We start from the raw sequence: 23,575 nt of genomic DNA, 5'->3' as shown, positions 1-23,575 counted from the left end.
CCATGAAAATTAAAACTACGCTGCTTGTTTCAGCATTGGCCAGCACCCTGATGATGACCACAGCAAACGCTCAATCTGCTGATGCTAAAGCCTCATTCCCAAGTGAGCCAATTCGCGTCACAATTCCTTATGCACCGGGTGGTGGAACAGATTTTCTCTCCAGAACTGTGGTCAACAAAATGTCAGAGCAAACCGGCTGGCCCATGGTCGTTGAAAACCGTCCGGGCGCAGCAGGCACCATTGCGATGAACCACGCACTGCGTGCGGGTACTGATGGTCACAACATTATTCTGGGGCAGCTCGATACGGTCGCCATTGCACCCGCCATCTACACCAATGTCACATGGGATCCAGAAGCAGACTTTGAACCCATTGGTTTGATGGCCATATCACCGCTCTTGCTGGTGTCTCATGCAGACGGTCCTTACAAGAACTTGGGCGATGCAATCAAAGCCGCTAAAGACAATCCCGGCAAGATCGACTATGCCTCGCCCGGTGTGGGTAGCATTTCACACTTATCAGTGGCGCTCCTTGAGCAAGAAGCGGGCATCGACTTGCAACACATTCCTTATAAAGGTGCAGGTCCCGCAATGAATGACCTCTTGGGTCAACGCGTGGGTCTGTATGTCGCTTCGATTGCCGCCGCGATGCCACAAATTCAAGCTGGCAAAGTCCAACCATTAGGTGTCACCACCGGAGAGCGCAGCCCTGCTTTACCAGACACCCCGACCATTGCTGAATCTGGCTATCCCGGTGTTGAAATTGACCTCTGGTATGGCTTATTTGCACCTAAAGGCGTTGACGCTGACAAGATGAAAATCTTGCGTGACGCATTGAACAATGCGCTTAAAGATCCAGAAGTCGTCAAGCTGCTGTCCGACCAAGGTTTGACATCAAGCCCAGGTGAACCTCAAGTCCTGGCTGATCTCGTCAAGCGTGATGTCGCTCGCTGGCCTGCCATTGTTAAAAAAGCTGGCGTGACGAGTAACTAATGTCTAAACAAGTGTCAGAGACAAGCCCAACAGCGTATGCAACGCTGTTGGCGCATAGCCTGCAGGCCCAGTATGGGGCTTGCAGTCGTGCCGAGCCACAAGACATCGAGCGTGAAGTTTTACGGATCAACCACGCTGTACGCGATTTAAGTCATCGTTACTTAAATCCATTGCAACCGTTAGTGAGCTTTCATGCTGAATTGCGCAATTTGCAAGACCCAAGTAATCAGGAGTTCTCAGAATGAGCACAGATATTCTTGACTTGACCATGCATGAAGCGCATCAAGCACTCATAAACGGCCAGTTCGACACCGTTGAAGTCACGCAAGCCGCTTTAGACCGCGCACATGCCATTCAGCCAGCACACAATGCTTTTATTCAAATTCTGGATGAAGCTGCCCTGACTCAGGCCAAAGCGCAGCAAGCCTCTAAGCACACGCACTGGATCTCAGGTCTACCGCTCGCCCACAAAGACTGTTTGGCCCGAGAGGGTCAAACCATGACTGTAGGGGCTAAATGGACTCGCGAACCTGACGACATTACCGCGACCGTGTTGTCTCGGCTAGAGCGCCATGATCCCATTGAGATTGGCCGCCTGCATTTAAGTGAAGTGATTGCGGGTCCTTCGGGCAACAACGTGCATTTTGGGGACTGTAAAAACGCTTGGAACCCAGACTACATCTCTGGTGGCTCTTCGAGCGGTTCAGCCGTAGCCGTGGCCATGGGTTGCGTGTATGCTGCACTCGGCACCGATACGGGGGGCTCAGTTCGCATACCTGCCGCTGTGAATGGGCTTTTTGGTATGAAACCCACGTTTGGTCGGGTTTCACGTTACGGCGCTTATCCAAGATCGGTGTCTTCCGACGTCATCGGGCCCTTGGCACGCAGTGCTATGGACTGCGCCATCATTCTGAATGCCATTGCCGGCCCAGATCCTCAGGACAGCGAAACCCTGGGTGTAGCCACCCCGAATTACGTAAAGACCATTGAAGGCGCACATCAAGGTTCGCGCTTGGCTGTTTTCACGCCGCAAGAAGTGATTGATGACGATGTCATGACTTGTTTTGATGAGATTGTCAGCCAAGCTTCACAGATCTACGGTCACGTGGCACAACGTGAATTTTCAGACTGGCATGGTCTATATGCCCTAGGTGACGTACTTTCCAAAGTTGAAGCTGCCCAAGTGCATGCACAAACCATGGCGCAAGCACCCAACACATATTCAAAAGCGATCTATACCCGCACTGAACCAGGCTTACATTTAACGGCCGTCCGTTATATGGAGACCTTGCAGCTGCGTCCGATCATGCTTAAACGCTTTTTAGAGCAAGCTTTTGATGAAGTGGATGTGCTGCTCTTACCCACCCTACCCATGGCCACACCTCGTATTTCGGACATGGACATGCAAGCGGGTTCCAACGTGCATAATCTCGTGCCTAGACTCACTGGTCTGACCCGACCGTTTAGCTTTTTAGGCTTGCCCGTGATGTCGGTTCCTATGGGTATCGATGCCAATGGCCTGCCACTTGGATTGCAACTCATCGGCAAACCTTTTTCTGAAGCACGCCTTTTGTCGATCGCGCATCATTTAAGTCAAAAAATCGGCTGGAGTTTTAAACCTTCAGAGCGATTCTCGGCTTTAAGTTGATGAACTGAAAGCGTCAACACCAGTTGATGAGGTTTGAACAAACGATTCAAACGCATCAACTGGTAAGGGTCTGCTAAACAAGTAACCTTGATAAACCATGCAGCCCAGTGTTTGTAAGAGGCTAAGCTGTTGAGCTGTTTCCACACCTTCGGCAATCACTTCCAGATTTAAACTGCGTGCCAAACCCACAATCGAGTCAGCAATCGTGAGTGCGGCAGAGTCCGTTTCCAGATCACGCACAAAACTCTGATCGATTTTTAACTGAAACAAAGGTAATTGCTTCAAGTACTGTAAAGATGAATAGCCCGTTCCAAAGTCATCCAAAGAAAACCGCACGCCCTGAGCTTGTAACTCAGACATCGTGCCGATGACCTGATCGGTGTTGTCCATCAAAATGCTTTCTGTGAGTTCCAGCTTTAGCTTTTGAGGGTGAACTACTCGCCGCTAAAGCAGCGAGCTTCCAAAACAACAGCTAGGCTGCTATTTTTTCTTTTTTGACACTTCTTTGGATGCGGCTAACATTGCTTTGCGCTTTGTTAGTCTGACGCTTTCCTCCACGCCCAATATCAGAGAACGGCATTAGAACCCCTTTCTCTGACAACACCGTTCCAGTGTCCTTAATTAACCTGATTGCTCTTTTCTTAATCACCATCGATGCGTTTTGATCGGCATTGTCAGCATGTTCACATTGACCGCATTGAAACTTTGATTGAGTTTTGCGGTTGTCTGGGTGAGTGTAGCCACACTGGGCGCACTCCTGACTGGTGCTGTGGGGAGCAACTTTAAAAACTGCTTTACCTTCTTTGTGTGCTTTGTAACTAATGCAGACTTCTATTTGATGCCAGCCGACGTTTAAGATCGTCTGATTTAAGCCTGCTTTTTGACTGGCATGATTCGGCAGATATTGACCGGCTTCATTTTGCTGAGGGGCTGGTCTGCGAGTCATGTTAGAGGTTTTTAAGTCCTCTAGCACAATCACTGTTTCTTTTCCATCGACGATGGCTCTGCTCGTTTGATGCGCAAAGTCATTGCGGATATTGGCTTTCTTCGCATGAGACTTTGAGAGCTTAGACTTCGTTTCGTTTCTGTGGTTCGAGCCTTTCGTTTGCCTAGAAAGCCTACGCTGTAGTCGCTTTATATATCGCTCAGATTTGCTTAAGTTTTTCTTTTGTCCTTCGCTGAAATCAAACGACTTTTCGCCGGCTTGGACAGGAATCGCAACACCTCGATCAATGCCGATGGTGTTTTGCTCTAAATACTCGTCTGATTCATCACGTAGGTAATCCAAATGCTGCTGATTGGTTTTTAAACCAGCCGCATCAAAGCCATCCTCATAGCAAAAGGAAATGCTGTAACGTCCTCTTTCTTTACGGATGTAGATGGATCTAGGGGTGTTGAAATTGGCATGCTTTTTAAATGACAGGTAACCAATGTTATTGGTCTTTGAGCCAATGAAAAGACGGATATTCCCGTCGGAGCAATGTTCAAAACGAAATAGCTCTCTCGTCAGGTGGATGCTACCCCTGTCTAATTTTGACTTTCTTTTGGGTCTGCCGCACAAGCCTTTCATAAAGTCGTAATAAGTGTTGCACCAATTGGTCGCACTATTTCGAATGATTTGACTAGGGCAGTCATAGAGCCAAGGCGTGAGCTCTTTTGACTTGAAGTGGGCTGCCTTTTTATCAATTGGGGCGTAAGTCCCTATTGGATAATACTTGTTCGCAAAAGTGCGATGGTAGCGTTCCTCATCCACTTTTGCATTCCAGATCAAACGCGCGCAACCCATCCATTGGCTAAGCACTTTCTTTTGCTCAGGCGTTGGATTGGCGTGAAGTTTGATACCAACAAGCATGATCCTCTTTCTCTAGCTGATTCATCCGCATTATTTTACTAAAATATTGCATACCATTCAATCAACCCTTAAGAGAGAATATGTAACTAGAAAGCAGTTAAATCATGTCTTTATAAGAATCATACACAGCTAGTCTTTATCACGAAATACAGACAAAAATTTTAACGAAAGAAATGCCAGAGTACCTTCAAGGTGTATTCATGGAAACTTGTGAGCAAAACGCCCCTCTTAGCGAAAAGTCATTCGGAACGGCCAAAGCCGCTAATAAGTTAAAAACCAACTCGCTTGCTTGACTCGCACATGAATGAACGAGGTTGCGCAAGCGGTTTGCTCAACTTGCTCAAGCAAGGTTTGTGCACTCACTTGGTCATCCGTAAACACCACAGCCCCCAGACTGGCTTGCCCTTCATACAGACCAGACCCCAGATCAAAGGGGGCTTTCAACGCATTCAGAATCTCCTGGCTTTTGCTTTCTGTCTGACAAGCCGCCTGTTCTAGATCCTGAGGCAGATCGGTTAATAAGAGCGCATATTCATCGCCACCAAGCCTAGACACAGAAAAGGGTTAAGCGCTGACCAATCTCATTTAAAACTTGATCGCCTTTGGCATACCCAAACGTCTCGTTAACCGCCTTAAAGTCATCCCACTCCAGCAACAGCAAAGCCGCTGATTGTGCCCTCATTTTTGTGAGTTTTTGCGCACTTCTGAGTTTTTCTAAAAACATGGCGCGATTGGGCAAACCGGTCAACGCATCATAAAAAGCGAGCTGATGGATTTGCTGCTCTGTTTGCATCTGATCACGCAAATCGGTGTAGCAAGCCACCATGTTGATGACTTCGTCCTTGGAATTTTTAACCGCAATGATGTGCATCCACTTCGGAAAGACTTCACCCGATTTACGACGATCTCAGATCTCCCCTTCCCAAACGCCTGTGGTTTTAATCGATTCCAGCATCTGCGCATAAAACGCATCATTGTGATGGTCAGAACGAAACATTCGAGGGGTGCGCCCAAGCATTTCTTCCTCAGTAAAGCCCATCAACTCACAAAAAGCTGGATTGACTTTCTGGATGCGCGCGCGAGCATCCGTGATCAGGACGGGTTGCGTGTATTCAAAAACAGCCTCAGCAACGCGTTGTGCTTGCTTTAAATCATCAACAACCTCTGGATCCATGTTTGGATTCAGATTTGGTTCATTGTTTGCTGGCGATGTTTTTTAAATAAACGACGCAGCATCGCCGCCCCTCTCCAGTGAACGCAGGTCTTAATGCGAACTGGCCGACTTTGTACGCCAGCGCTGCCATCCCATGACGACAAACACAATGGCCACAAACGGCATAATCATCCAGTTGATGATGTCCCAACCAGCTGCCGACAAAAACTGACCTGATGATAACGAAGAAATGGCCACAGAGCCGAATACCAGAAAATCATTTAAGGCTTGTACGCGATTTGTTTCAGAAGGACGGTGGCAACTGGTCACCATCGCAGTTGCACCAATAAAGCCAAAGTTCCAACCCACACCCAGCAAAACAAGACTAATCCAGAAGTTGGACAAATCAAGACCTGACAAAGCCACAACGCCCGAAGCCACCAAGAGCAATAAGCCTAACGAGATCACCTGGTCCACACCGAAGCGCTGAATTAGTCGACCCGTAAAAAAGCTTGGTGCAAACATGGCCAGCACGTGCCATTGAATGCCCAAGGCTGCATCACCCACACTATGGCCGCAACCGACCATGGCGACAGGTGCAGCTGTCATCACAAAGCTCATTAAGGAATACGACACCACACCTGCAGTCACAGCCAAAATAAATCGAGGTTGCGCTGCAATAACTTTGAGTGGTCGAGCCTGCTCATCGGGTGGCAAGTCTTTTGCTTGCTGAGTCGTAATCGATTGACTTTTATGGCCAGTGGAGCCACGCAACAGCATTACAACCGGAATGGCTAATAACGACAGAGCCGCTAAGGCTAGAAAGCTTCCAGCAAACGGTGCCCAGACAATTAAGTCTCTCGTCCAAATGACTGTTTGCGGCCCAATCACCCCAGCCGCCAGCCCACCCAGCATCACCCAGGAAATCAGACGCGGCTTCAGTGCGGCAGGCGCCAAGTCAGCGACTGCAAATCGATAGCTCTGCACATAGGAAGAATAAAATCCGGCAATCAAGGTGCCCAAACAAAACACCACAAACATCTGCCCAAAGATGCCGCCTGCTGCCACCAGACCGCCGATCATTCCGAGCAAACCACCCACCACGTAACCTGCACGCCGACCGTAACGTCGCATCATCCATGCAGCGGGTAGTGTCCCAATGGCTAGACCAATATTAAAAATACTGACGGGTAATGTCACAAGTGATGGATGGCTGGCTAGCTGCTGCCCCACCAAACCACCTAGGGACACAATAATGGAAGGACTGGCACCACCCAGTGCTTGGGCAGCCGTTAAAACACCTGCATTATGAAATGCGAGGCGAGTCGTATCTTGAGTCATGTTTTTTATCAGTCACCCACGAAAGAACCGCAAGCATTCACGATCCTGACGCAACAAAGGTTTCATCAAAGACTAGAAACACCGGACCTAGTCTGTTTTAAAGCAAAGAGTTAGAAAGAATCGATGATTTAAAGTGCCACTTCGCCCGTTTCACCGGTACGAATTCGAATCACATTTTCTAATGACGTCACAAAGATCTTGCCATCACCGATCTTACCGGTTCGCGCAACTTTAATGATGGCTTCGATCACACTCTCTAGCTGAGATTCTGCCACTGCAACTTCCACTTTAATTTTTGGCAGAAAATCCACCACATACTCGGCACCACGATAGAGTTCGGTATGCCCTTTTTGCCGTCCAAAACCCTTAATTTCAGTGACAGTCAGACCGCTGACACCCAAATCAGACAGGCTTTCACGAACTTCATCGAGTTTAAAAGGCTTAATAATTGCAGTGACTAACTTCACAGTCTTTCCTAGTTTGAATCGGTGGAATCCATCTCGTGCAAACGACGGCGGATCTCTGTGATCTCATCATTGGTTTCACGAAATGCATGCGTCATGGGATAGTGCCAGTCCCAAGAAAACGAGCGTGTTGTGATTTTAGGACCTGGTGCGGCCTGACGGCGTTTGTATTCGCCAATTCGGATCAAACGAGTCATTTGCTCAATGGCGCCCGCATCTAGACCACGTGCTTGTAAATCACTAACGGACAAATCTTCATTCACATACCCTTCGATCACAGCATCGATCATGTCGTATTCAGGCAAGCTATCCTGATCTGTCTGGTTCTCACGCAGCTCAGCAGACGGTGGGCGCGTAATAATACGGGTAGGGATCACATGACTCTGGCGATTGCGCCAAGCTGCCAGTTGATACACCACGGTTTTGGGGACATCCTGTAAAACTGCGTAAGCCCCGACCATATCGCCGTAGAGTGTGCAGTAGCCTGCAGACAGCTCAGACTTATTGCCCGTTGACAACACCAAGGAACCTAATTTATTCGAAATCGACATCAGAATATTGCCCCGCGTGCGGGCCTGAATATTCTCTTCGGTTAGATCCTCGCCATGCCCACTAAAGATAGGGGCTAAGGCCGTTTCAAACGCATCGGTCATAGCTCGGATCGGAATGATTTCGTATCGGACGTTTAACCCTTGGGCCATGGCACTGGCATCTTCTAAAGAGATATCCGAGGTGTAATCGGACGGCATCATGACAGTCATCACATGATCGGCACCCAAAGCGTCAACAGCAATGGCCAGCACCAACGCAGAGTCCATGCCGCCAGACAACCCGAGCAAGACATTCTGAAACCCACTGTCATGGACATAATCACGCACAGACACAACAAGTGCCTGCCAGATTCGTGACAATGTCAGATCAGTATCGCTTGCATCCTCAGCATCCCAGGTTTGCCAGGTTAAGTCAGATGCATTTTGAGTGGCATTCAATATTTGACCAAGCGATACGGCAGCAGCTGTTTGTGACGGTTTGTGTAAACCAACAAACCCAGTGCATGGCTCAAAAAATGGCAGACTAAACGCTTCACCCTGCACCGTCAAAACACTGGAAGCCCCTTCGAATACCAGCTCACCTTGTGCACCGGCTCGGTTCACCTGAATCAATGGCGCTTGTGCGATGTGTGCATAATCGCGCAATTCCTGCGTTCTTTTCTCAAACGTTCCCGATTGAAACACAGTGGCTTCCAAGGCAAACCACGCAGCAACTTTCATATCTCGCATTTGTTGCGCTGTGCGTTCATGCCAAGTGTCATAGCCTAGCGTCAGCCCAAAACGCAAGCCGTCATGCTCAAAATACACAGGCCCCTGACCGCGCTTGAAATAACGCCCCTGACGCAACAGATCCTGCGCATCGGTTACACGCTGTTGCAGACTCGTTTGAATCACTTCACCGGCCACAATGACACTTGCGGCATTAAAGAGCTGACCGTCACGTTGGACGATATGACCCACAAGGACTGCGAGCTTGTTAAACTGAGTCAACTCTTCGCAAAGTGCCTGAAACGTTTGTTCAGCCTGTTGTATAAAAGCAGGTCTGCGCAACAAATCCAATGCAGGACAACCAGTCAATGCCAATTCAGGTAAGACTAGTACCTGTGCATCTTGCTGAACTGCCAATTTGGCTTGTGAAAGAATACAATGGGCATTGCCCACAAAGTCTCCCAAAACAGGTTTAACTTGTGCCAACGCAACCTTAATCATTGTCATAAAATCCCATTAACGACTTCGCAGTCAATTTATTTGAGGCGTTGCGCCATTATTGCACGCCAGCTCACACTATAAATTCTTCATTATGAACACACCTAAAGAATCCCGTCAGGATCAGTTTGCCAACAAATCACAAGCTTGGTCCGCCCGCTTCTCAGAACCCGTCTCTGATCTGGTCAAGCGTTACACCGCTTCGGTGAACTTTGATCAACGCATGGCCATGCAAGATATTGAAGGCTCTTTGGCGCATGCAGAAATGTTGGCCCACTGTGAGATCCTTTCACAAGAAGATCTACAAGCCATTCAAAAAGGACTGGCCCAGGTTCGCGAAGAAATTCAATCCGGCCAGCTCGAATGGTCCATCGATCTGGAAGACGTGCACCTCAACATTGAAAAACGTCTCGTCGAGCTCGTTGGTGATGCAGGCAAGCGTTTGCACACAGGGCGTTCACGCAACGATCAAGTCGCCACCGACATCCGCCTTTGGCTGCGCGATCAAATTGATCAGATCGTGAGTCTATTAGTTGATTTACGCGAAGTCCTTGCTCAGCAGGCCTTGCAACACGCCAGCACCATCATGCCTGGCTTTACCCACCTACAAGTGGCACAACCCGTAACATTTGGTCACCATTTACTGGCTTATGCCGAAATGTTTGAGCGTGACACCGATCGCATGCTCGATTGCCGCAAACGCGTCAATCAATTGCCATTGGGTGCAGCCGCCTTAGCGGGCACCAGTTTTCCGATTGATCGCAACCGAGTCGCTCAAACCTTAGGATTTGACGGCATTTGCCGCAACTCACTAGACGCTGTCTCTGATCGTGACTTTGCAATTGAATTTTGTGCTGCTAGCGCCTTGATCATGACCCACATCTCTCGTTTATCAGAAGAACTGGTTCTGTGGATGAGCCCACGCGTTGGATTTGTCATGCTGGCCGATCGCTTCTGCACCGGTAGCTCCATCATGCCGCAAAAGAAAAACCCAGACGTACCTGAACTGGCTCGCGGTAAAACCGGCCGCGTCAACGGACACCTGATCGCATTGCTGACTTTGATGAAAGCGCAGCCCTTGGCCTATAACAAAGACAACCAAGAAGACAAAGAAGGTTTGTTTGACACTGCAGACACGGTGCGCGACACACTCACCATTTTTGTGGACATGATGAACGGTGTAACGGTCAATGCCGAAGCCATGCGTGCCGCTGCTTTACAAGGCTTTGCAACCGCAACCGATCTGGCAGACTACTTGGTCAAAAAAGGTTTACCATTTCGTGACGCCCACGAAGTGGTTGCACTCGCTGTGCGAACCTGCGAAGAACGTGGATGTGATCTGGCCGACCTGCCCTTGGCAGACTTACAGGCGTTTGATCAAAAAATCGAGCAAGATGTCTATGACGTGCTGACACTCGAAGGCTCGCTCAATGCTCGTAACCATGAGGGTGGCACGGCCCCAGCACAGGTCACCAAAGCCGCTCAAGCGTTGCTATCACGCATCGCCTCATTCAAAAACAGCAATTGATTCCACGTGGTTGGTGTGCGCAAACATATTGATCACACCAGCCGCCTTCAATTGAAAACCTGCTTTGTGATGTAAGACGGCCGCATCGCGTGCCAAAGTGGCCGGATTACAGGACACATAGACAATGCGTCGAGGTCGGAAAGACGGATCCAATTTTGTCACGACTTCGGCCAACGCTTCAACAACCGCCAAAGCGCCTTCGCGCGCTGGGTCAATCAACCATGCATCAAAACGGCCTAATGCCATGAGGCTTTCAGGTGTCATTTCAAAGAGATCACGCGCCTCAAACGACGCATTGGTCAGTCCATGGGCAGCGGCCCCATCGCGAGCACGCTGCACCAGCGTCTCACTGCCTTCCAAGCCAAGCACTTGAACACTTTGTCTGGCCAGTGGCAATGTAAAGTTACCCAAACCACAGAAGAGATCCAAAATTCGTTCATGCGGCTTCGGATCCAGTAAATTCACCGCACGTCGTACCATCACACGGTTGATCGCTGGATTCACCTGCGTAAAGTCAGTTGGACGAAACACCATGTTCAAACCGAACTCAGGCAATTTGTATGCGAGCTCTCGTGTGTCATCGGCATCTAGCAAATGAATCGAGTCTGGCCCTGCTGGCTGCAACCACCATTGCACACCGTGCGTTTGGGCAAATTGTCTCAAAGCTTGCTGATCGGCATCACTCAGCGGTTCAAGATGGCGCAACACCAGTGCCGTCAAATCGGCTCCCACCGCCACTTCAATCTGCGGCAGTCGTTCCATCCCATCCATTGATGCAATCAGGGCACGCAATGGCAAGAGCAAAGCACTGACTTGAGGTGGCAAGACCTCACAGCTTCGAATGTCAGCAATGTAGCTACTTTTTCTTTCATGAAATCCAACCAGGACTTCACCTTTCTTTGCTACATAACGCACGCTTAGGCGCGCACGATGTCGATAACCCCAATCAGGTCCATGAATCGGGGCAAGCATCTGTTCGGGTCGCATTCCAGCCGCACTCTCAAACGCCTCTTCGAGCATGCGCTGCTTATGAGCAACTTGTGCACTCGCTTCCATATGCTGTAGCGCACAGCCTCCACACACGCCGTAATGGGGACAACGAGGCCGTGTGCGTAACGTTGAAGATTTGAGCACCTCTAAGGTACGCACCATGCGATAGTTGGTTTTATTGCGCAAACTACGGGCACGCACCACCTCACCTGGCAACGCATCTTCCGCAAAGACCATCTTGCCTTCTTCGCGACCCACACCCTGCCCTTTGGCGTCCAGACTATCGATCTGAACAATCAATTCACGTGGTGGTTTTCTCATGCGTTGTAATTCCAAGCTTGCAAATAATCATCCCACTGCTGGCCAGGTGTCTGGCTTAACAAATCGAATACCATCTTGACTTCATGGTCGTAGGCTTGCTGTGTCAATTCACCGCGCATCAAATTGAAGCGGCAAGTTAACAACCAAGTATTGATCACATCTGTTTCACAATACGCTCTGATCTCATCAATCTTCCCATCTTGCCAAGCTGACCAGACTTGACTGCCATCCATGCCAAGTTTGCCTGCAAAACCACACAGTTTGGCGAGGTCATCAAGCGGCGCATTGGCGCGACCCGTAAAGCGTGCCAGCACATCCATCAGATCAAGGTGGCGATCATGATATCGACTTTGATAGTTATTCCACTTAAAGTCACGATCATCTTTACCAGTTTCCCAATAACGGACGGCCGTCAAACCATGAATTAAGCTGCGGTAATGCAAAACGGGTAAATCAAACCCTGATCCGTTCCAGCTCACGATCTGTGGTGTGTAATGGTCGATGGTTTTAAAAAACTGCGTGATGAGAACCTCTTCGGGGTCATCGGGCTGCCCCAGACTTTTGACCCGCACGCCACTGTCATCACGAAACACGCAACTGATGGCCACAATCTGTTGAAGATAGTGCGGCATGAACGTACTACCTGTTTTTTCTTCTCGCTCGGCAAACGCCCGCTCGACAACAGCATCATCGTCTAAATCATGCCATTGATTTAATTTGCGCAAGCCAGCCGCATCTGGAATCGTTTCCAGATCAAAAACAAGCATCGGAATCATTCTTTAAACTCAGCGATTAATTGTTATCCGGCAAATAGGCCATGGGATCAAGAATCTCACCCGATTTACGGCGCACCTCAAAGTGCAGTCGGGGTGACGTGGTTTCAGTCTGTCCCAATGTGGCAATTTGTGAACCACGTGCGACGTTGTCGCCCACTTTCACCAGCAGTTTCTCATTGTGTGCATAAACCGTCATATAGCCATCTGAGTGTTCAAGGATGATGAGATTACCCAAACCGCGCACACCATTACCCGCATAAGCCACTTTACCCGCGGTAGCTGCATGCACAGGCTGGCCAACCTCACCGACGATATCAATCCCTTGGGACTCTTTGCTATAGCGTTGTGTGACTTTCCCTTTTGTAGGCCACATCATATTGAGTTTGGCTTTATCAACGGATGGGATTGTTTTTGCAGGCTCCAAAGGTTTTTGACTGCCGCCAGAAGCCAATTGAGCGCCGCTACCCAAGCGCAAACGCTGTCCGGGACGAATCATGCTCGGATTTGAAATTCCGTTCAGACGCTGAAGTTCAGCCACGCTCACCCCGGTACGTCGTGAAATCGACGACAACGTATCACCCGAGCGCACGGTATAACTCTCAGCGCCCAGATCAGTCACCGGTGACATCCCAGTCCCGGAGCAACCCGCCAAAGCGATTAACACGGCTGCACCCGCGACAGCGTACCAACGTGCCAAAGGACGACGTTGAGTGACCGTCTGATCCACAAAATGTTCAGTTAAAGCGCGGATTTCCTTCATCCGTCTCTCCAATTCAAGATATCTGTAAACCTGGCTTGAGCGGCACAAAGCGCACATCATCAAGCACTTGCCTTGACCAGTGCTGCGCTTGTTCACGCACAATCAACACCAGTCGCTGGCTTTCCTGTCCTTCGGGCGCAATCAGTCGCCCACCTACTTTCAACTGTTGCAATAACGCATTTGGGATTTCTAGACCCGCTGCTGCAACCACGATGGCATCGTAAGGCGCATGCGTTTTCCAGCCCAGCATGCCATCGCCATAGTGTAAATGTACCTGTTCCAAACCAAGCCGCTGTAAACGCGCCTTTGTGACATCGTACAACGGACGAACCCGTTCAACGGCATAAACGCGTTTATAAATCCTCGCCAACACCGCCGCTTGATATCCACAACCAGCCCCAACCTCTAGAATCTTATCGGTTTTTCCGGACTCATGGAGCAATGAGACCATGTGCGCTACAACCCAGGGTTGAGAAATCGTCTGACCATGTCCGATGGGCAAAGACACATCTTCATAGGCACGGCTGGCCAACGCCTCATCCACAAACAAATGCCGAGGGACAGCGCGCATCGCTGCCAGCACCTTTTGATCATGAATGTCCCTTAACTGTAAACGTTCCACCATACGCTGACGCAATCGTTCTGATGTTAAGCCCAGATTGTCGGGTGAACCCGTCAACACAGGCTGTGCACGCAGAGCCGCACTCGGTGATCCCCGTAAAGGTTCACCAGGTTTCAGAATCCGAGTATTGCTATTGGCAGCCCGAAATCCTTTAAACGGATCGGCCCATGGCTTACGTGTCACGTTTTAGTTCCTCATGACCCAAATTACGGTTGCGTTGTCAGCCAACGCTGCACGGCTCCTAATTGTAAATCGTGCGTCAAATCCAAACGAAGCGGCGTGACCGAGACCTTGCGATTATAAACGGCATGAAAGTCCGTGCCACGCGAATGATCGCTCGCATCACCTGCAGGCCCAATCCAATAAACCGTTTCTCCACTGGGATTGGTGGCTGGGATCACCGGTTGCGAACTGTGGCGTTTACCCAAGCGGGTCATCACAACCCCTTGCATGTCTTCATATTCGCAGCTAGGAATATTCACATTCAGCAGCGCCTGCTCCACAGGCGGTGACTGGATAAATCGCAATGTCACTTCTCTAGCAATCCGGCCTGCCGCATCCAAATGGTTCCAGTGTCGATCCACCAAAGAAAACGCAATGGCAGGGATACCAAACAAATGGGCCTCAGTCGCAGCCGCAACAGTTCCTGAATACAAGGTATCGTCCCCCATATTCGCACCATTGTTGATGCCAGACACCACCAAATCTGGTTTGAAATCTAACAAACCTGTCAACGCAATGTGCACACAATCCGAAGGCGTGCCGTTCACCACATAAAAACCGTTATTCGCCTTGCGAACTTGCAACGGCCGATTCAACGTCAATGAGTTAGACGCACCACTGTGGTTCACTTCCGGCGCAATGACGGTGATCTGTGCAAAAGGCTTGAGTACTTCATAGAGCATCTCAATCCCGGGTGCACTATAACCATCGTCATTGGAAATCAGAATCTTCATAGAAAAATACAAATAATTAGGCAACATCCACCATTGTACTGTGCTCGGCATCAGAACTCAGGTGCAACGGTTTAAACTGTGCGCATCAAGCCCCTATGTAATTGCGTATACGCAGGGCAGTCAAACTTTGAACAAAAGAGACACAAGACAACATGGACACTCTTGATCCCAATGCCTACAACCTGATCATCATCGTCATCGCTTACCTGTTGGGTTCTATCCCCTTTGCGGTGGTCTGGAGCAAGGTCTTCGGTTTACAAGATCCCCGTCGCTATGGTTCTGGCAACCCAGGCGCCACCAATGTTTTACGCTCAGGGAATAAAACTGCTGCTGTCCTGACACTTTTAGGAGATGCCTTTAAGGGTTGGTTTGCAGTTTGGCTTGCAGGTGTTGTCACGAACTACAGCGCCAGCGCCGTTGCCTTGGCTTGTGTTGCCGCCTTTCTGGGGCACTTATATCCCGTTTTCTTAAAGTTCAAAGGTGGCAAAGGTGTCGCTACTGCACTCGGTATTCTGTTAGCAATCTCACCCTGGTTAGGTCTCTTTACCTTAATCACTTGGCTTGCAGTGGCTTACACCTCACGCATGTCATCACTTGCAGCGATTATGGCAGCCGTTCTGGTACCCACTTATTACCTATTAGGCGCAGACTCGTTTTGGACCCTTAATCCTTATTTATTACTGGCGATTATCTTTATGAGTGTCATGCTGTTGTATCGACATGCAGCCAACATCTCACGTTTACTCAAAGGAACGGAACCCAAGTTTGGCAAGCGCAAGAAAAAATAACTACCGGCTAATCACCGTTTTTTGATTCGTACAACAATGGTGTGAACGATGGTTGGACTGTTAACGACAAATATAAGTACTGTTGCTTAAATTCCAGTCTGCTGAACTCTTGGGATATTCACAGGCCGCCCACCGAATATCCCTCCCCCGTCATGCTTATAGAATGGAATCCCACTCTGAGCACCGGCCTCAAGAGTTTTGAGACCGAATTGTTTCGACGCACAGTTAAACGAGCTTTGTGTACTTTCGACACAATAACGAACATTTAGTTTTAAATCACAAGAATTTTTCAAATAAGCTCGACCTGTCGATTTATGGGTGACGCTGATACAGTGACTCAGATCTTTCGGCGCTGCTTGCAGATTAGGCTTAGGTGACTGAGGCTTCTTTGCTGCAGGAGCTGCTACTGACTGACTTGAACTGGGTTTGCCAGGCTTGGCTGTAGATCCCGGTCGCCAATCGATGATTTTTGTTGGTAAAGAATAAGCATTTCTATGATTTATTAACCTTTTATGACTTTCTTCGATTGAAATCTGATATCGATTATTCTGATCCTACAGAGGCTCTTTGTCTGTTGTGCAGTGATATGAGCCGTCATGATTTATCAAACGCTTACTATAAAGATGCTTTAAAAAACTCAGTCTCAAGTGTGTTTAAATTCTTTTTTGTGTCAAATATTTCAGTAAACCATTTATTCTTGTTTCTGGCTTCATAAGTCTCTAAAACACAAAACACCTTAACCGCAAATGCTGGTTGACTAACACCCAGCACAATCAGTCCAATTAAACCAATTATTAAGTTTTTCATAATATTTTCTACTGACTCGAAAGACTGCGTTAAATAGTATGTTCACTTATTTTTCTGTCAGAATGCGTGATTAAGAACTCTCAATGATTTCATCTACTTGAGTAGAAAATCACTGTCAATTGATATTGACTGGCTAATTTGGTTGAGATTAACGTGGCTCATGTAATTAGTCTAGAAATATTTGGAATATCAGTGACGTTAGGGAGTTGATTGATGCGACAGCTGATCGAGCGGCCAGCGTGCACGCACCTCAAAAATATCGCTTTGCCCTTTCGGATCCAGCAAACCTGCGTTTAAACGCTCTGCCGCCGCATAGGCAATCATCGCCCCATTGTCCGTACACAAATCCAGTGGTGGAAAATACACTTCAAATCCAAACTTTTCAGCTTGTGCATACAGACGTTTGCGTAAAAGTGCATTCGCACCCACACCACCTGCAACCACCAAACGTGGAGACTTGACCTGGCGCATCGCCGCAGTCGCCTTCGACACCAAGACATCGACAATCGCCATTTGTGTCGCAGCGGCCAAATCAGCACGTTGCTGATGCGTCATTTGATCCAGCCCGCCTAAAGTCTTTGTACGCTGTAAGACGGCTGTTTTAAGTCCGCTAAAACTAAAGTCCAGATCAGGTCTGTGAATCAATGGTCTGGGCAAATCAAATGCACGCGGATCACCTTCTTCAGCAAGACGTGACAGTGCTGGACCACCTGGATAACCCAATCCCAAGAGCTTGGCAGTTTTATCAAAGGCTTCGCCCGCCGCATCATCGAGTGTCTCACCCAATAAGGTGTAATCACCCACATGACGCACTTGCATCAGTTGAGTATGACCACCAGACACCAAGAGCGCGACAAATGGAAATTCAGGCTTTGGATCTGCCAAGCGAGGTGACAACAAATGACCTTCCAGATGGTGAATCGCAAATGCGGGTTTACCTAAAGACCAAGCGATTGATTGGGCTGCCCCTGCACCCACTAGCAAAGCACCGGCTAAACCAGGACCTGCGGTATACGCCAGCGCATCGACATCTTCTAGAGTCAATTGTGCGTCTTTTAAGACCTGACGTGTCAGTGGAATGACATGTCGTACGTGGTCACGTGATGCGAGTTCAGGCACCACCCCACCATATTCTGCATGCATGGCCACTTGCGAGTGCAAGGCATGTGCCAATACACCACGCTTGGCGCAAACAAGCGCCACACCGGTTTCATCACAAGAACTTTCAAACCCAAGGACGATCATGCAACGTACTCCAAACTCACCCACAGATAAAACAACTGATACAACTCACTCATGCTCATCTAAGACCAAATACGCCATGTCATCTTCAGTGGCCAATCCAACCTGCACACCGATGGGCAAAGTCGCTTTTAAAGGCACGTGTCCATAAGGCAATCCTGTGATGACAGGAATACCCGCTGTCTGACGAATATAGGCAATCACCTCGTCCAGATCGTAACCTTGATCAGCTGCGGATAAACGATAGTCGGTAAATTGCCCCAGTATCAAAGCTTGTTGCTTGGCCAATACCCCAGCTTGCAAGAGCTGCAACAACATGCGCTCAACCCGATACGGGTGTTCATGCACATCCTCAACAAATAAGATGCCATCCTGAATCGCGGGAAAATAAGGCGTGCCGAGCAATGTCATCAACATCGCCAAGTTGCCACCCCAAAGTATCCCCCGCCCATCAAACTCGTCTGAGTCCGGGCTTTCAAAACTTAGGATTTGTAATTCGCCCCGCAACGTCTCAACAAACAAATCCGTCATCAGTTCATCGGGCATTTCTTCCCCAAAATCTGTTGACACGTTCGGTCCAGTCAGACTCGGTGCACCGGTTTGTGCAAGAAGCGCCAGGTTGAATGCTGTGAAGTCACTGTGCCCAATAAAACGTTTGCCACTGTCTGCAACGGCTTTCCAATTAATCTGCGGCAACAGACGTGTCATGCCATACCCACCGCGTGAGGCCATCACCACATCTGAAGGCTGCGCCAGACTACGCTCAATCGCGGCCAGCCTTTGTGCATCCGTTCCACCAAACCGTGAGTACTGACAAGCCGCATCTGGATCCAATGTCACACCAAACCCTAGAGATCGTAAGTTCTTTGCCCCTAACTCAAGACGTTCCCGCGTTGGAACTGCGCCTGATGGGGAAATGACGTAAATATCAGGATTACTCTCACTATGGTCATGCGAGTGACCACAAGATGAGGACGGTTCAGAATCGTGATTGTGATGATCAGACATGTAAATTACTCAAAATTAGATGGGTTCTTCAGGACTTGGCAGGGTTTTGTGGGATCGTTTCTTGTTCAGCACGTTGTTGTTCGATGCGTTTTTTCTCAGCTTGACGCTGTCGTCTTTGTGAGAAAAAGCGAGTCAGCATTTTTGCGCAATCCTCAGCAAGCACACCACCTTCAATCTCGCAATGATAGTTGATCAGACCTTTTTCTGTGAGATCTAGGCGGCCACCACAAGCGCCAGTCTTTGGATCACTGGCACCATAAACCAAACGTGCAATACGCGCATGAAAAATCGCACCCAAGCACATGGTGCAGGGTTCTAAAGTGACGTAGAGCGTTAGGTCCGGTAAGCGGTAGTTGTTTAAAGCAAGACCAGCCTCACGCATAGCCATAATTTCAGCATGTGCACTCGGATCGCAGCGTCGCAAAACCGCATTGGCACCGCGTCCCACAATTTCACCTTGCGCATTCACAAGCACCGCACCCACGGGGACCTCATCGGCATCGGCCGCTTGTTGCGCCATTTCAAGCGCTAGACGCATAAAAACCGCATCTTGAGAGGTGCTGCCCTCTCCCACAGTGTCTATAAGATCAACCACCGTAAGCCTTGCCTTTCACGGTAATGCGAGCGGCCAGACTATGGACAGCTTCCTCAAGCCAAATATAAAGCTCTGAATCCTCATCAAAACGCGCAAGATTCAGATTTGAGACACGCCCGTCTTCGATAAACCCCCAAGCACGGCGTCGGGTGTCTCGATGACGTGGATCCCAAACACCAAAGGCCACGCCTCCGGCATTGCGTACCAGTGAGAAGCATGGAATATCCGTGTAACCATCGCCCACAAAGATCATTTGATCAAAGGGCACTCGCAGGTGTTCGGTACTGACTTTACGGTTGACCTCAAAAGGCTTGCTTTCATAAGCCGGACCGATAATACCTTTCTGAATCTGAAACAAATAGCGAGTTTTATCTGTGAAGCTCACCACCCGGCGCGCAAAATCAATCCCACCGTCTTTACCGTAGGAGAACTCTGAGGCCCAGATTTGTGTGAAATGATAGGCAATTGGAATATGGCGCAATACATCACCAATACCGCTGGAAATCACATAAAACTCTAGGCGAACTTTAGGGTGTGTGCTGGTAATGACTTTTTGTAGGCGATCAAAGACAGTCGTCACACCCTGATGTAAGGGTAGTTTTTCACCCCAAGCTTGCAATCGCTCTTTGGTAATCAACCCATATTTCTCAGAACGGGACAATTCAATCATGGCGTACAAATACGCGGGCACTGGATCCCAACCTTGCGCCATCAAAGGATTCACATCATCACGCCAGAAAGCCTCGACATCCACACCGATTTCTTGCAAAAAACCAGATGTGCTGTCGGGCGCTAGAGTGTCATCAAAATCAAAAACCAATGCGATGACATCAGACATAGTGGAATCCGCCTATAGTGAACTGAATTAAAACGCTAGTTTACCAATCGCAGGGATCTTCTCAGCTTCGGATTCACACGATGCACTAGAATCTCCGTACGTGTTGCCTCGAGACAGATCACAAGTACTAGGTGACTCCTCCTTTAATTCAGATAACTTTTTCAATCATCATGCCTAAAGCGATCTCGTCTGCAGCCAAACCCGCTCGTTCACGCAAAGCCAGCCAAGCTGATGCACAAACCATTGCACAAATCGCACCCGACCAGTCTCCTGCTTTACTCAAGGCACTCCACATCTTGACACGTGACGGTCGACTCAATCAGGACAGTCGACGCAAGCTAAAGCAGGTCAATCATCTGTATCAATTTATTGAACCTGCCCTCAAAGCCTTGACCGAGAAAAAACCCAACTGGACATTGGTTGATCATGGCGCGGGTAAATCTTATCTGGGCTTTATTCTCACTGACCGTTTTGTGAGTCGGCATGCACCACAAGCGCAAGTCATCAGCATCGAACGGCGTGAAGATCTGGTTGAGAGCGCCAGAGCACTGGCCCGTGACTGCGGGTTTGAGGCGCAGATGACGTTCTTAGCACAAGACACCCAAGACGCATTAGAGAGCACAGAGATCCCTGAACAAATCGACATCACCACTGCCCTGCACGCTTGTGACACGGCAACAGACGATGCCATTCGGTTTGGGTTAAAGCGTCAATCTGAATACATCGTGGTCGTGCCTTGCTGTCAAGCCGAGGTCGCTAGCCTATTGCGTGCCAGTAAAACACCTTATAGCCAGGATCCAATCAGTGAATTGTGGCGTCGCCCCATTCATACCCGAGAATTTGGCAGCCATCTCACGAATACGTTGCGTTGCTTACAGCTTGAAGCACATGGTTACCAAGTGACCGTCACCGAATTGGTGGGCTGGGAGCACTCCCTTAAAAACGAGCTTATTCTGGCACAACGCAAAGGCTCACCACAGCGCCAAGCCATTGACCGTTTGGAAAGCCTATTGGATCGGATTGGATTGCCCGCTCTCAAAGAACGATTTTTTGCACCAGAACTTAAGGAGTCACTGACAAACGCATGAAACTACTCATTGCAGGTTACGGCGATCTCGGGCGACATATCGCCAGCGTCTATCAAACACAGATACAAGCCCTTGATCCTCAACAGCAAGCTGCCACGGCACGCATCATCGCACTGCGACGCCATCACTCGGATCAGGCTCAAGACAGTGATCATTTCAGAACCATCGCAGCCGATCTGACCGATCGCGAATCACTCAAAGCCTTGCCCACCGACATCACCCACGTGGTGTACTGTCCAACACCCGATGCGTTCACACGCCAAGGCTATGAGCACACATTTCTGACGGGTTTACAAACCCTGTGCGCACAACTTATGACTCAGGCCCGACTACCACACATCTTGATGGTCACTTCAACGGCTGTTTATGATCGGGCACTAACTGGCTGGATTGATGAGTCGACCCCAACCGAACCCGATCGATTCAATGGACAAGTCCTTTTACAAGCAGAAACGTGGTTGCAAACAACCTACCGGGGACAAGTAAGCATCCTACGCTTAAGTGGTTTGTATGGCCCAGGTCGTGACCGAGCATTGCGCTCATTGATGGCGGGCCGCATTCTATTGCCAGAAGACCCTGATTACTGGGTCAATCGCATTCATATCCGAGATGCAGCTAGGGCTTGTTTACATTTGTTGCAACGAACTCAACAAACTGCACAAGCTCCACAAGCTCAAAAAACACCTGCACCCAAACCTTCGATTTATATCGGCACAGATGACAGCCCCTTGCCAGCACACCAGTTTTATGACACGCTGGCCAAACAACTTGATGTTCCTGTGCCATCACGCACGACAGATCCCTCACGTTATACACCTGGTATTCAACAAAGGCGCTTGAGTAATGCGCTTTTAAAAAGCACAGGGTTTGAGTGTGAATGGCCTAATGCACTGAGTGGCTATCAAACCATGATCGAAGCGATCAGAAAGGAGCCAAATTGAACGGTTACGTACAAGCTTTCAAAAAGTACGCAGTGTTTGATGGACGAGCCTCACGCGCAGAGTACTGGTCATTCTTTGTCATCAATCTGATCGTGACCTTGGTACTCATCGTTGCAGACGTTGGGATGGATCAGTTAAATCCAGAGTTTGGTGTGGGCTTTCTATCGGGAATTTACATTCTGTTTCAAACAATACCCTCGATAGCTATCTGTATCCGTCGTTTACATGACTCAGGTCGTAGTGGCTGGTGGTTTATGGTCGGATTTATTGCACTCATAGGCACTCTGATACTGCTTATTCTTCTATTGTTAAAGAGTCAAGCCGGACCTAACAGGTATGGTCCAAATCCCAGAGATGAACGCAACAGAACACGTGAAGTTCCATCAATCGACCCTAAACAGACTGGAGATGCTAGTTATCTGGATCTAAAAAACCGTCGTGACTCCTGAACGGTTTGCCACAGCCACACAGCTCGAATGTACTAGGTTTGGTTTTATCTTAAATTTTTCTAAATTCATATTAAAAAATTGGAACATTTTGATGCAATAAACTGTCGCTCACACGAATAGTCAAAACGATAAGGTCAGCTACAATGACAAGCTGTACTGGATGGATTTCCAACCACGCAAACCTATCGAACCAACAATGAAATTACACCGAGAGCAGAGTTGCTGGTTGTTTTATTATGAAAATCTCCAACAATCTCACAAAACAAACCGTAATGCTTAGCCTCACCGGAAATAAAAATGAGTGAAATCAAAACCTTATCCATTTCTGGCTTTAAGTCTATACGGAATCTGAAAAACCTGCATTTAAGCAATCTCAATGTTCTGATCGGAGCCAATGGCTCTGGGAAAAGTAATTTTGTTGCTTATTTCCGCATGTTATCCGAACTCGTAGAAGGTAGGTTGCAAGTTTGGGTTGCCAAACAAGGTGGTGCTGACCGAATACTTACCTTTGGCGTCAAAGAAACTACGGTCCTAAAAACATCGGTTCGATTCGGTCCAAATGGTTATGATATAGAACTGGAGCCAACTGCAAATGACGGTCTCATTTTTACCTCAGAAATGCTGTATTTCTCTGTACCACGCTTCGGTATAGCACGTCC

Annotated in this window: 26 protein-coding genes and 1 pseudogene; 9 read left to right on the top strand and 18 right to left on the bottom strand. The window is 48.7% G+C overall.

Going from position 1 to position 23,575, the window contains the following annotated elements:
- Positions 1-2 precede the first annotated feature (2 nt).
- From ACOI06_RS00135 to ACOI06_RS00125, 3 genes are read left to right on the top strand one after another with little or no spacing between them, the layout of a single operon-like run.
- Complete coding sequence (locus tag ACOI06_RS00135; RefSeq protein ID WP_420660392.1) at positions 3-992, top strand: Bug family tripartite tricarboxylate transporter substrate binding protein; 990 nt, start codon at positions 3-5, stop codon at positions 990-992.
- Complete coding sequence (locus ACOI06_RS00130; RefSeq protein WP_420660390.1) at positions 992-1,237, top strand: hypothetical protein; 246 nt, start codon at positions 992-994, stop codon at positions 1,235-1,237. The genes ACOI06_RS00135 and ACOI06_RS00130 overlap by 1 nt, the downstream gene beginning before the upstream one ends.
- Entirely contained in the window at positions 1,234-2,640 is a 1,407-nt protein-coding gene (locus ACOI06_RS00125; RefSeq protein ID WP_420660388.1) for an amidase, read from the top strand. Before ACOI06_RS00130 ends, ACOI06_RS00125 begins: the two co-directional genes overlap by 4 nt.
- Here the strand turns inward: ACOI06_RS00125 and ACOI06_RS00120 are convergent.
- The 8 genes and pseudogenes from ACOI06_RS00120 to ACOI06_RS00085 all read right to left on the bottom strand — a co-directional run.
- Positions 2,632-3,066: pseudogene (locus ACOI06_RS00120) on the bottom strand (EAL domain-containing protein); the annotation flags it as partial. The gene ACOI06_RS00125 and the pseudogene ACOI06_RS00120 sit on opposite strands and share 9 nt — an antisense overlap.
- 46 nt (positions 3,067-3,112) lie before the next feature.
- Complete coding sequence (locus tag ACOI06_RS00115) at positions 3,113-4,492, bottom strand: RNA-guided endonuclease InsQ/TnpB family protein (protein WP_420660387.1); 1,380 nt, start codon at positions 4,490-4,492, stop codon at positions 3,113-3,115.
- Positions 4,493-4,753: 261 nt separating this feature from the next.
- Positions 4,754-5,047, bottom strand: coding sequence for a diguanylate cyclase domain-containing protein (locus tag ACOI06_RS00110; RefSeq protein WP_420660386.1), 294 nt, complete (start codon positions 5,045-5,047; stop codon positions 4,754-4,756).
- On the bottom strand, positions 5,040-5,363 hold the full coding sequence (locus ACOI06_RS00105) for a diguanylate cyclase domain-containing protein (protein ID WP_420660384.1): 324 nt from the start codon (positions 5,361-5,363) through the stop codon (positions 5,040-5,042). Before ACOI06_RS00105 ends, ACOI06_RS00110 begins: the two co-directional genes overlap by 8 nt.
- A 36-nt stretch (positions 5,364-5,399) precedes the next feature.
- Positions 5,400-5,666, bottom strand: coding sequence for a PAS domain S-box protein (locus ACOI06_RS00100; protein WP_420660383.1), 267 nt, complete (start codon positions 5,664-5,666; stop codon positions 5,400-5,402).
- Positions 5,667-5,756: 90 nt separating this feature from the next.
- Positions 5,757-6,986 carry an MFS transporter gene (locus ACOI06_RS00095; RefSeq protein WP_420660381.1) on the bottom strand — a complete coding sequence of 410 codons (1,230 nt, stop codon included), beginning with the start codon at positions 6,984-6,986 and terminating at the stop codon, positions 5,757-5,759.
- Between the two features lie 128 nt (positions 6,987-7,114).
- The gene (gene glnK, locus ACOI06_RS00090; RefSeq protein WP_420660379.1) at positions 7,115-7,453 is read right to left on the bottom strand and encodes a P-II family nitrogen regulator; all 339 of its coding nucleotides are present in this window, start codon (positions 7,451-7,453) and stop codon (positions 7,115-7,117) included.
- A gap of 8 nt (positions 7,454-7,461) precedes the next feature.
- Positions 7,462-9,216, bottom strand: a complete 1,755-nt coding sequence (locus ACOI06_RS00085; protein ID WP_420660377.1) for an NAD+ synthase — start codon at positions 9,214-9,216, stop codon at positions 7,462-7,464.
- Positions 9,217-9,301: 85 nt separating this feature from the next.
- Between ACOI06_RS00085 and argH the strand changes: the two genes are divergently transcribed.
- Positions 9,302-10,735 (top strand): argininosuccinate lyase, encoded by a 1,434-nt coding sequence (gene argH / locus ACOI06_RS00080; protein ID WP_420660375.1) that lies wholly within the window; start codon positions 9,302-9,304, stop codon positions 10,733-10,735.
- On the opposite strand, the gene rlmD is transcribed toward argH, so the two are convergent.
- The 5 genes from rlmD to surE are packed head-to-tail and all read right to left on the bottom strand — an operon-like array spanning position 10,715 to position 15,160.
- Positions 10,715-12,046: a 23S rRNA (uracil(1939)-C(5))-methyltransferase RlmD gene (gene rlmD / locus ACOI06_RS00075; RefSeq protein WP_420660374.1), complete on the bottom strand. Its 1,332-nt coding sequence runs from the start codon at positions 12,044-12,046 to the stop codon at positions 10,715-10,717. The genes argH and rlmD overlap by 21 nt on opposite strands.
- On the bottom strand, positions 12,043-12,822 hold the full coding sequence (locus ACOI06_RS00070) for a 3'-5' exonuclease (RefSeq protein ID WP_420660372.1): 780 nt from the start codon (positions 12,820-12,822) through the stop codon (positions 12,043-12,045). The genes rlmD and ACOI06_RS00070 overlap by 4 nt, the downstream gene beginning before the upstream one ends.
- Before the next feature lie 16 nt (positions 12,823-12,838).
- Positions 12,839-13,582 (bottom strand): peptidoglycan DD-metalloendopeptidase family protein, encoded by a 744-nt coding sequence (locus ACOI06_RS00065; RefSeq protein WP_420660371.1) that lies wholly within the window; start codon positions 13,580-13,582, stop codon positions 12,839-12,841.
- 13 nt (positions 13,583-13,595) lie between these two features.
- A complete protein-coding gene (locus ACOI06_RS00060) occupies positions 13,596-14,387 on the bottom strand; it encodes a protein-L-isoaspartate(D-aspartate) O-methyltransferase (protein ID WP_420660370.1) in 792 nt (263 codons plus the stop codon).
- Between the two features lie 23 nt (positions 14,388-14,410).
- Positions 14,411-15,160: a 5'/3'-nucleotidase SurE gene (surE, locus tag ACOI06_RS00055; RefSeq protein WP_420660711.1), complete on the bottom strand. Its 750-nt coding sequence runs from the start codon at positions 15,158-15,160 to the stop codon at positions 14,411-14,413.
- A 152-nt stretch (positions 15,161-15,312) separates the two neighbouring features.
- On the opposite strand from surE, the gene plsY reads away from it, so the two are divergent.
- Positions 15,313-15,948 carry a glycerol-3-phosphate 1-O-acyltransferase PlsY gene (gene plsY, locus ACOI06_RS00050; protein ID WP_420660368.1) on the top strand — a complete coding sequence of 212 codons (636 nt, stop codon included), beginning with the start codon at positions 15,313-15,315 and terminating at the stop codon, positions 15,946-15,948.
- Between the two features lie 615 nt (positions 15,949-16,563).
- Here plsY and ACOI06_RS00045 read toward each other — a convergent pair.
- From ACOI06_RS00045 to ACOI06_RS00025, 5 genes are all read right to left on the bottom strand, one after another.
- A complete protein-coding gene (locus tag ACOI06_RS00045; protein ID WP_420660367.1) occupies positions 16,564-16,755 on the bottom strand; it encodes a hypothetical protein in 192 nt (63 codons plus the stop codon).
- 198 nt (positions 16,756-16,953) lie between these two features.
- Positions 16,954-18,000 carry a tRNA (adenosine(37)-N6)-threonylcarbamoyltransferase complex transferase subunit TsaD gene (tsaD, locus tag ACOI06_RS00040; RefSeq protein WP_420660365.1) on the bottom strand — a complete coding sequence of 349 codons (1,047 nt, stop codon included), beginning with the start codon at positions 17,998-18,000 and terminating at the stop codon, positions 16,954-16,956.
- Between the two features lie 45 nt (positions 18,001-18,045).
- A complete protein-coding gene (locus tag ACOI06_RS00035) occupies positions 18,046-19,005 on the bottom strand; it encodes an LD-carboxypeptidase (protein WP_420660363.1) in 960 nt (319 codons plus the stop codon).
- Between the two features lie 28 nt (positions 19,006-19,033).
- The gene (gene tadA, locus ACOI06_RS00030; protein WP_420660361.1) at positions 19,034-19,600 is read right to left on the bottom strand and encodes a tRNA adenosine(34) deaminase TadA; all 567 of its coding nucleotides are present in this window, start codon (positions 19,598-19,600) and stop codon (positions 19,034-19,036) included.
- Positions 19,593-20,438, bottom strand: coding sequence for a haloacid dehalogenase-like hydrolase (locus ACOI06_RS00025; RefSeq protein ID WP_420660359.1), 846 nt, complete (start codon positions 20,436-20,438; stop codon positions 19,593-19,595). Before ACOI06_RS00025 ends, tadA begins: the two co-directional genes overlap by 8 nt.
- Before the next feature lie 170 nt (positions 20,439-20,608).
- Here ACOI06_RS00025 and ACOI06_RS00020 point away from each other — a divergent pair, with 170 nt between their 5' ends.
- The 4 genes from ACOI06_RS00020 to ACOI06_RS00005 form a co-directional block, all read left to right on the top strand.
- The gene (locus ACOI06_RS00020) at positions 20,609-21,526 is read left to right on the top strand and encodes a class I SAM-dependent methyltransferase (RefSeq protein ID WP_420660358.1); all 918 of its coding nucleotides are present in this window, start codon (positions 20,609-20,611) and stop codon (positions 21,524-21,526) included.
- Positions 21,523-22,467, top strand: a complete 945-nt coding sequence (locus ACOI06_RS00015; protein ID WP_420660357.1) for an NAD-dependent epimerase/dehydratase family protein — start codon at positions 21,523-21,525, stop codon at positions 22,465-22,467. The genes ACOI06_RS00020 and ACOI06_RS00015 overlap by 4 nt, the downstream gene beginning before the upstream one ends.
- Entirely contained in the window at positions 22,464-22,916 is a 453-nt protein-coding gene (locus ACOI06_RS00010) for a DUF805 domain-containing protein (RefSeq protein ID WP_420660356.1), read from the top strand. Before ACOI06_RS00015 ends, ACOI06_RS00010 begins: the two co-directional genes overlap by 4 nt.
- A 297-nt stretch (positions 22,917-23,213) precedes the next feature.
- A partial coding sequence (locus ACOI06_RS00005) for an AAA family ATPase (protein ID WP_420660355.1) occupies positions 23,214-23,575 on the top strand: 362 nt, incomplete at its 3' end.

The organism is Orrella sp. 11846, from assembly GCF_048820935.1.
In the GTDB taxonomy this organism is placed as follows: Bacteria; Pseudomonadota; Gammaproteobacteria; order Burkholderiales; family Burkholderiaceae_B; genus Algicoccus.
Note: the sequence above shows the minus strand (reverse complement) of the source record. Positions and strands in the feature narration are given on the sequence as shown.

What these genes read in the sequence shown, in the direction of transcription:
- ACOI06_RS00020 (WP_420660358.1), top strand. Translation starts at nt 20,609, where the DNA reads ATGCCTAAAGCGATCTCGTCTGCAGCCAAACCCGCTCGTTCACGCAAA.
- ACOI06_RS00100 (WP_420660383.1), bottom strand. Translation starts at nt 5,666, where the DNA reads ATGGATCCAGAGGTTGTTGATGATTTAAAGCAAGCACAACGCGTTGCT.
- surE (WP_420660711.1), bottom strand. Translation starts at nt 15,160, where the DNA reads ATGAAGATTCTGATTTCCAATGACGATGGTTATAGTGCACCCGGGATT.
- ACOI06_RS00095 (WP_420660381.1), bottom strand. Translation starts at nt 6,986, where the DNA reads ATGACTCAAGATACGACTCGCCTCGCATTTCATAATGCAGGTGTTTTA.
- ACOI06_RS00105 (WP_420660384.1), bottom strand. Translation starts at nt 5,363, where the DNA reads ATGCACATCATTGCGGTTAAAAATTCCAAGGACGAAGTCATCAACATG.
- ACOI06_RS00085 (WP_420660377.1), bottom strand. Translation starts at nt 9,216, where the DNA reads ATGACAATGATTAAGGTTGCGTTGGCACAAGTTAAACCTGTTTTGGGA.
- ACOI06_RS00065 (WP_420660371.1), bottom strand. Translation starts at nt 13,582, where the DNA reads ATGAAGGAAATCCGCGCTTTAACTGAACATTTTGTGGATCAGACGGTC.
- plsY (WP_420660368.1), top strand. Translation starts at nt 15,313, where the DNA reads ATGGACACTCTTGATCCCAATGCCTACAACCTGATCATCATCGTCATC.
- ACOI06_RS00015 (WP_420660357.1), top strand. Translation starts at nt 21,523, where the DNA reads ATGAAACTACTCATTGCAGGTTACGGCGATCTCGGGCGACATATCGCC.
- ACOI06_RS00035 (WP_420660363.1), bottom strand. Translation starts at nt 19,005, where the DNA reads ATGTCTGATCATCACAATCACGATTCTGAACCGTCCTCATCTTGTGGT.
- ACOI06_RS00135 (WP_420660392.1), top strand. Translation starts at nt 3, where the DNA reads ATGAAAATTAAAACTACGCTGCTTGTTTCAGCATTGGCCAGCACCCTG.
- ACOI06_RS00130 (WP_420660390.1), top strand. Translation starts at nt 992, where the DNA reads ATGTCTAAACAAGTGTCAGAGACAAGCCCAACAGCGTATGCAACGCTG.
- tsaD (WP_420660365.1), bottom strand. Translation starts at nt 18,000, where the DNA reads ATGATCGTCCTTGGGTTTGAAAGTTCTTGTGATGAAACCGGTGTGGCG.
- ACOI06_RS00045 (WP_420660367.1), bottom strand. Translation starts at nt 16,755, where the DNA reads ATGAAAAACTTAATAATTGGTTTAATTGGACTGATTGTGCTGGGTGTT.
- ACOI06_RS00025 (WP_420660359.1), bottom strand. Translation starts at nt 20,438, where the DNA reads ATGTCTGATGTCATCGCATTGGTTTTTGATTTTGATGACACTCTAGCG.
- ACOI06_RS00070 (WP_420660372.1), bottom strand. Translation starts at nt 12,822, where the DNA reads ATGATTCCGATGCTTGTTTTTGATCTGGAAACGATTCCAGATGCGGCT.
- rlmD (WP_420660374.1), bottom strand. Translation starts at nt 12,046, where the DNA reads ATGAGAAAACCACCACGTGAATTGATTGTTCAGATCGATAGTCTGGAC.
- ACOI06_RS00125 (WP_420660388.1), top strand. Translation starts at nt 1,234, where the DNA reads ATGAGCACAGATATTCTTGACTTGACCATGCATGAAGCGCATCAAGCA.
- ACOI06_RS00115 (WP_420660387.1), bottom strand. Translation starts at nt 4,492, where the DNA reads ATGCTTGTTGGTATCAAACTTCACGCCAATCCAACGCCTGAGCAAAAG.
- argH (WP_420660375.1), top strand. Translation starts at nt 9,302, where the DNA reads ATGAACACACCTAAAGAATCCCGTCAGGATCAGTTTGCCAACAAATCA.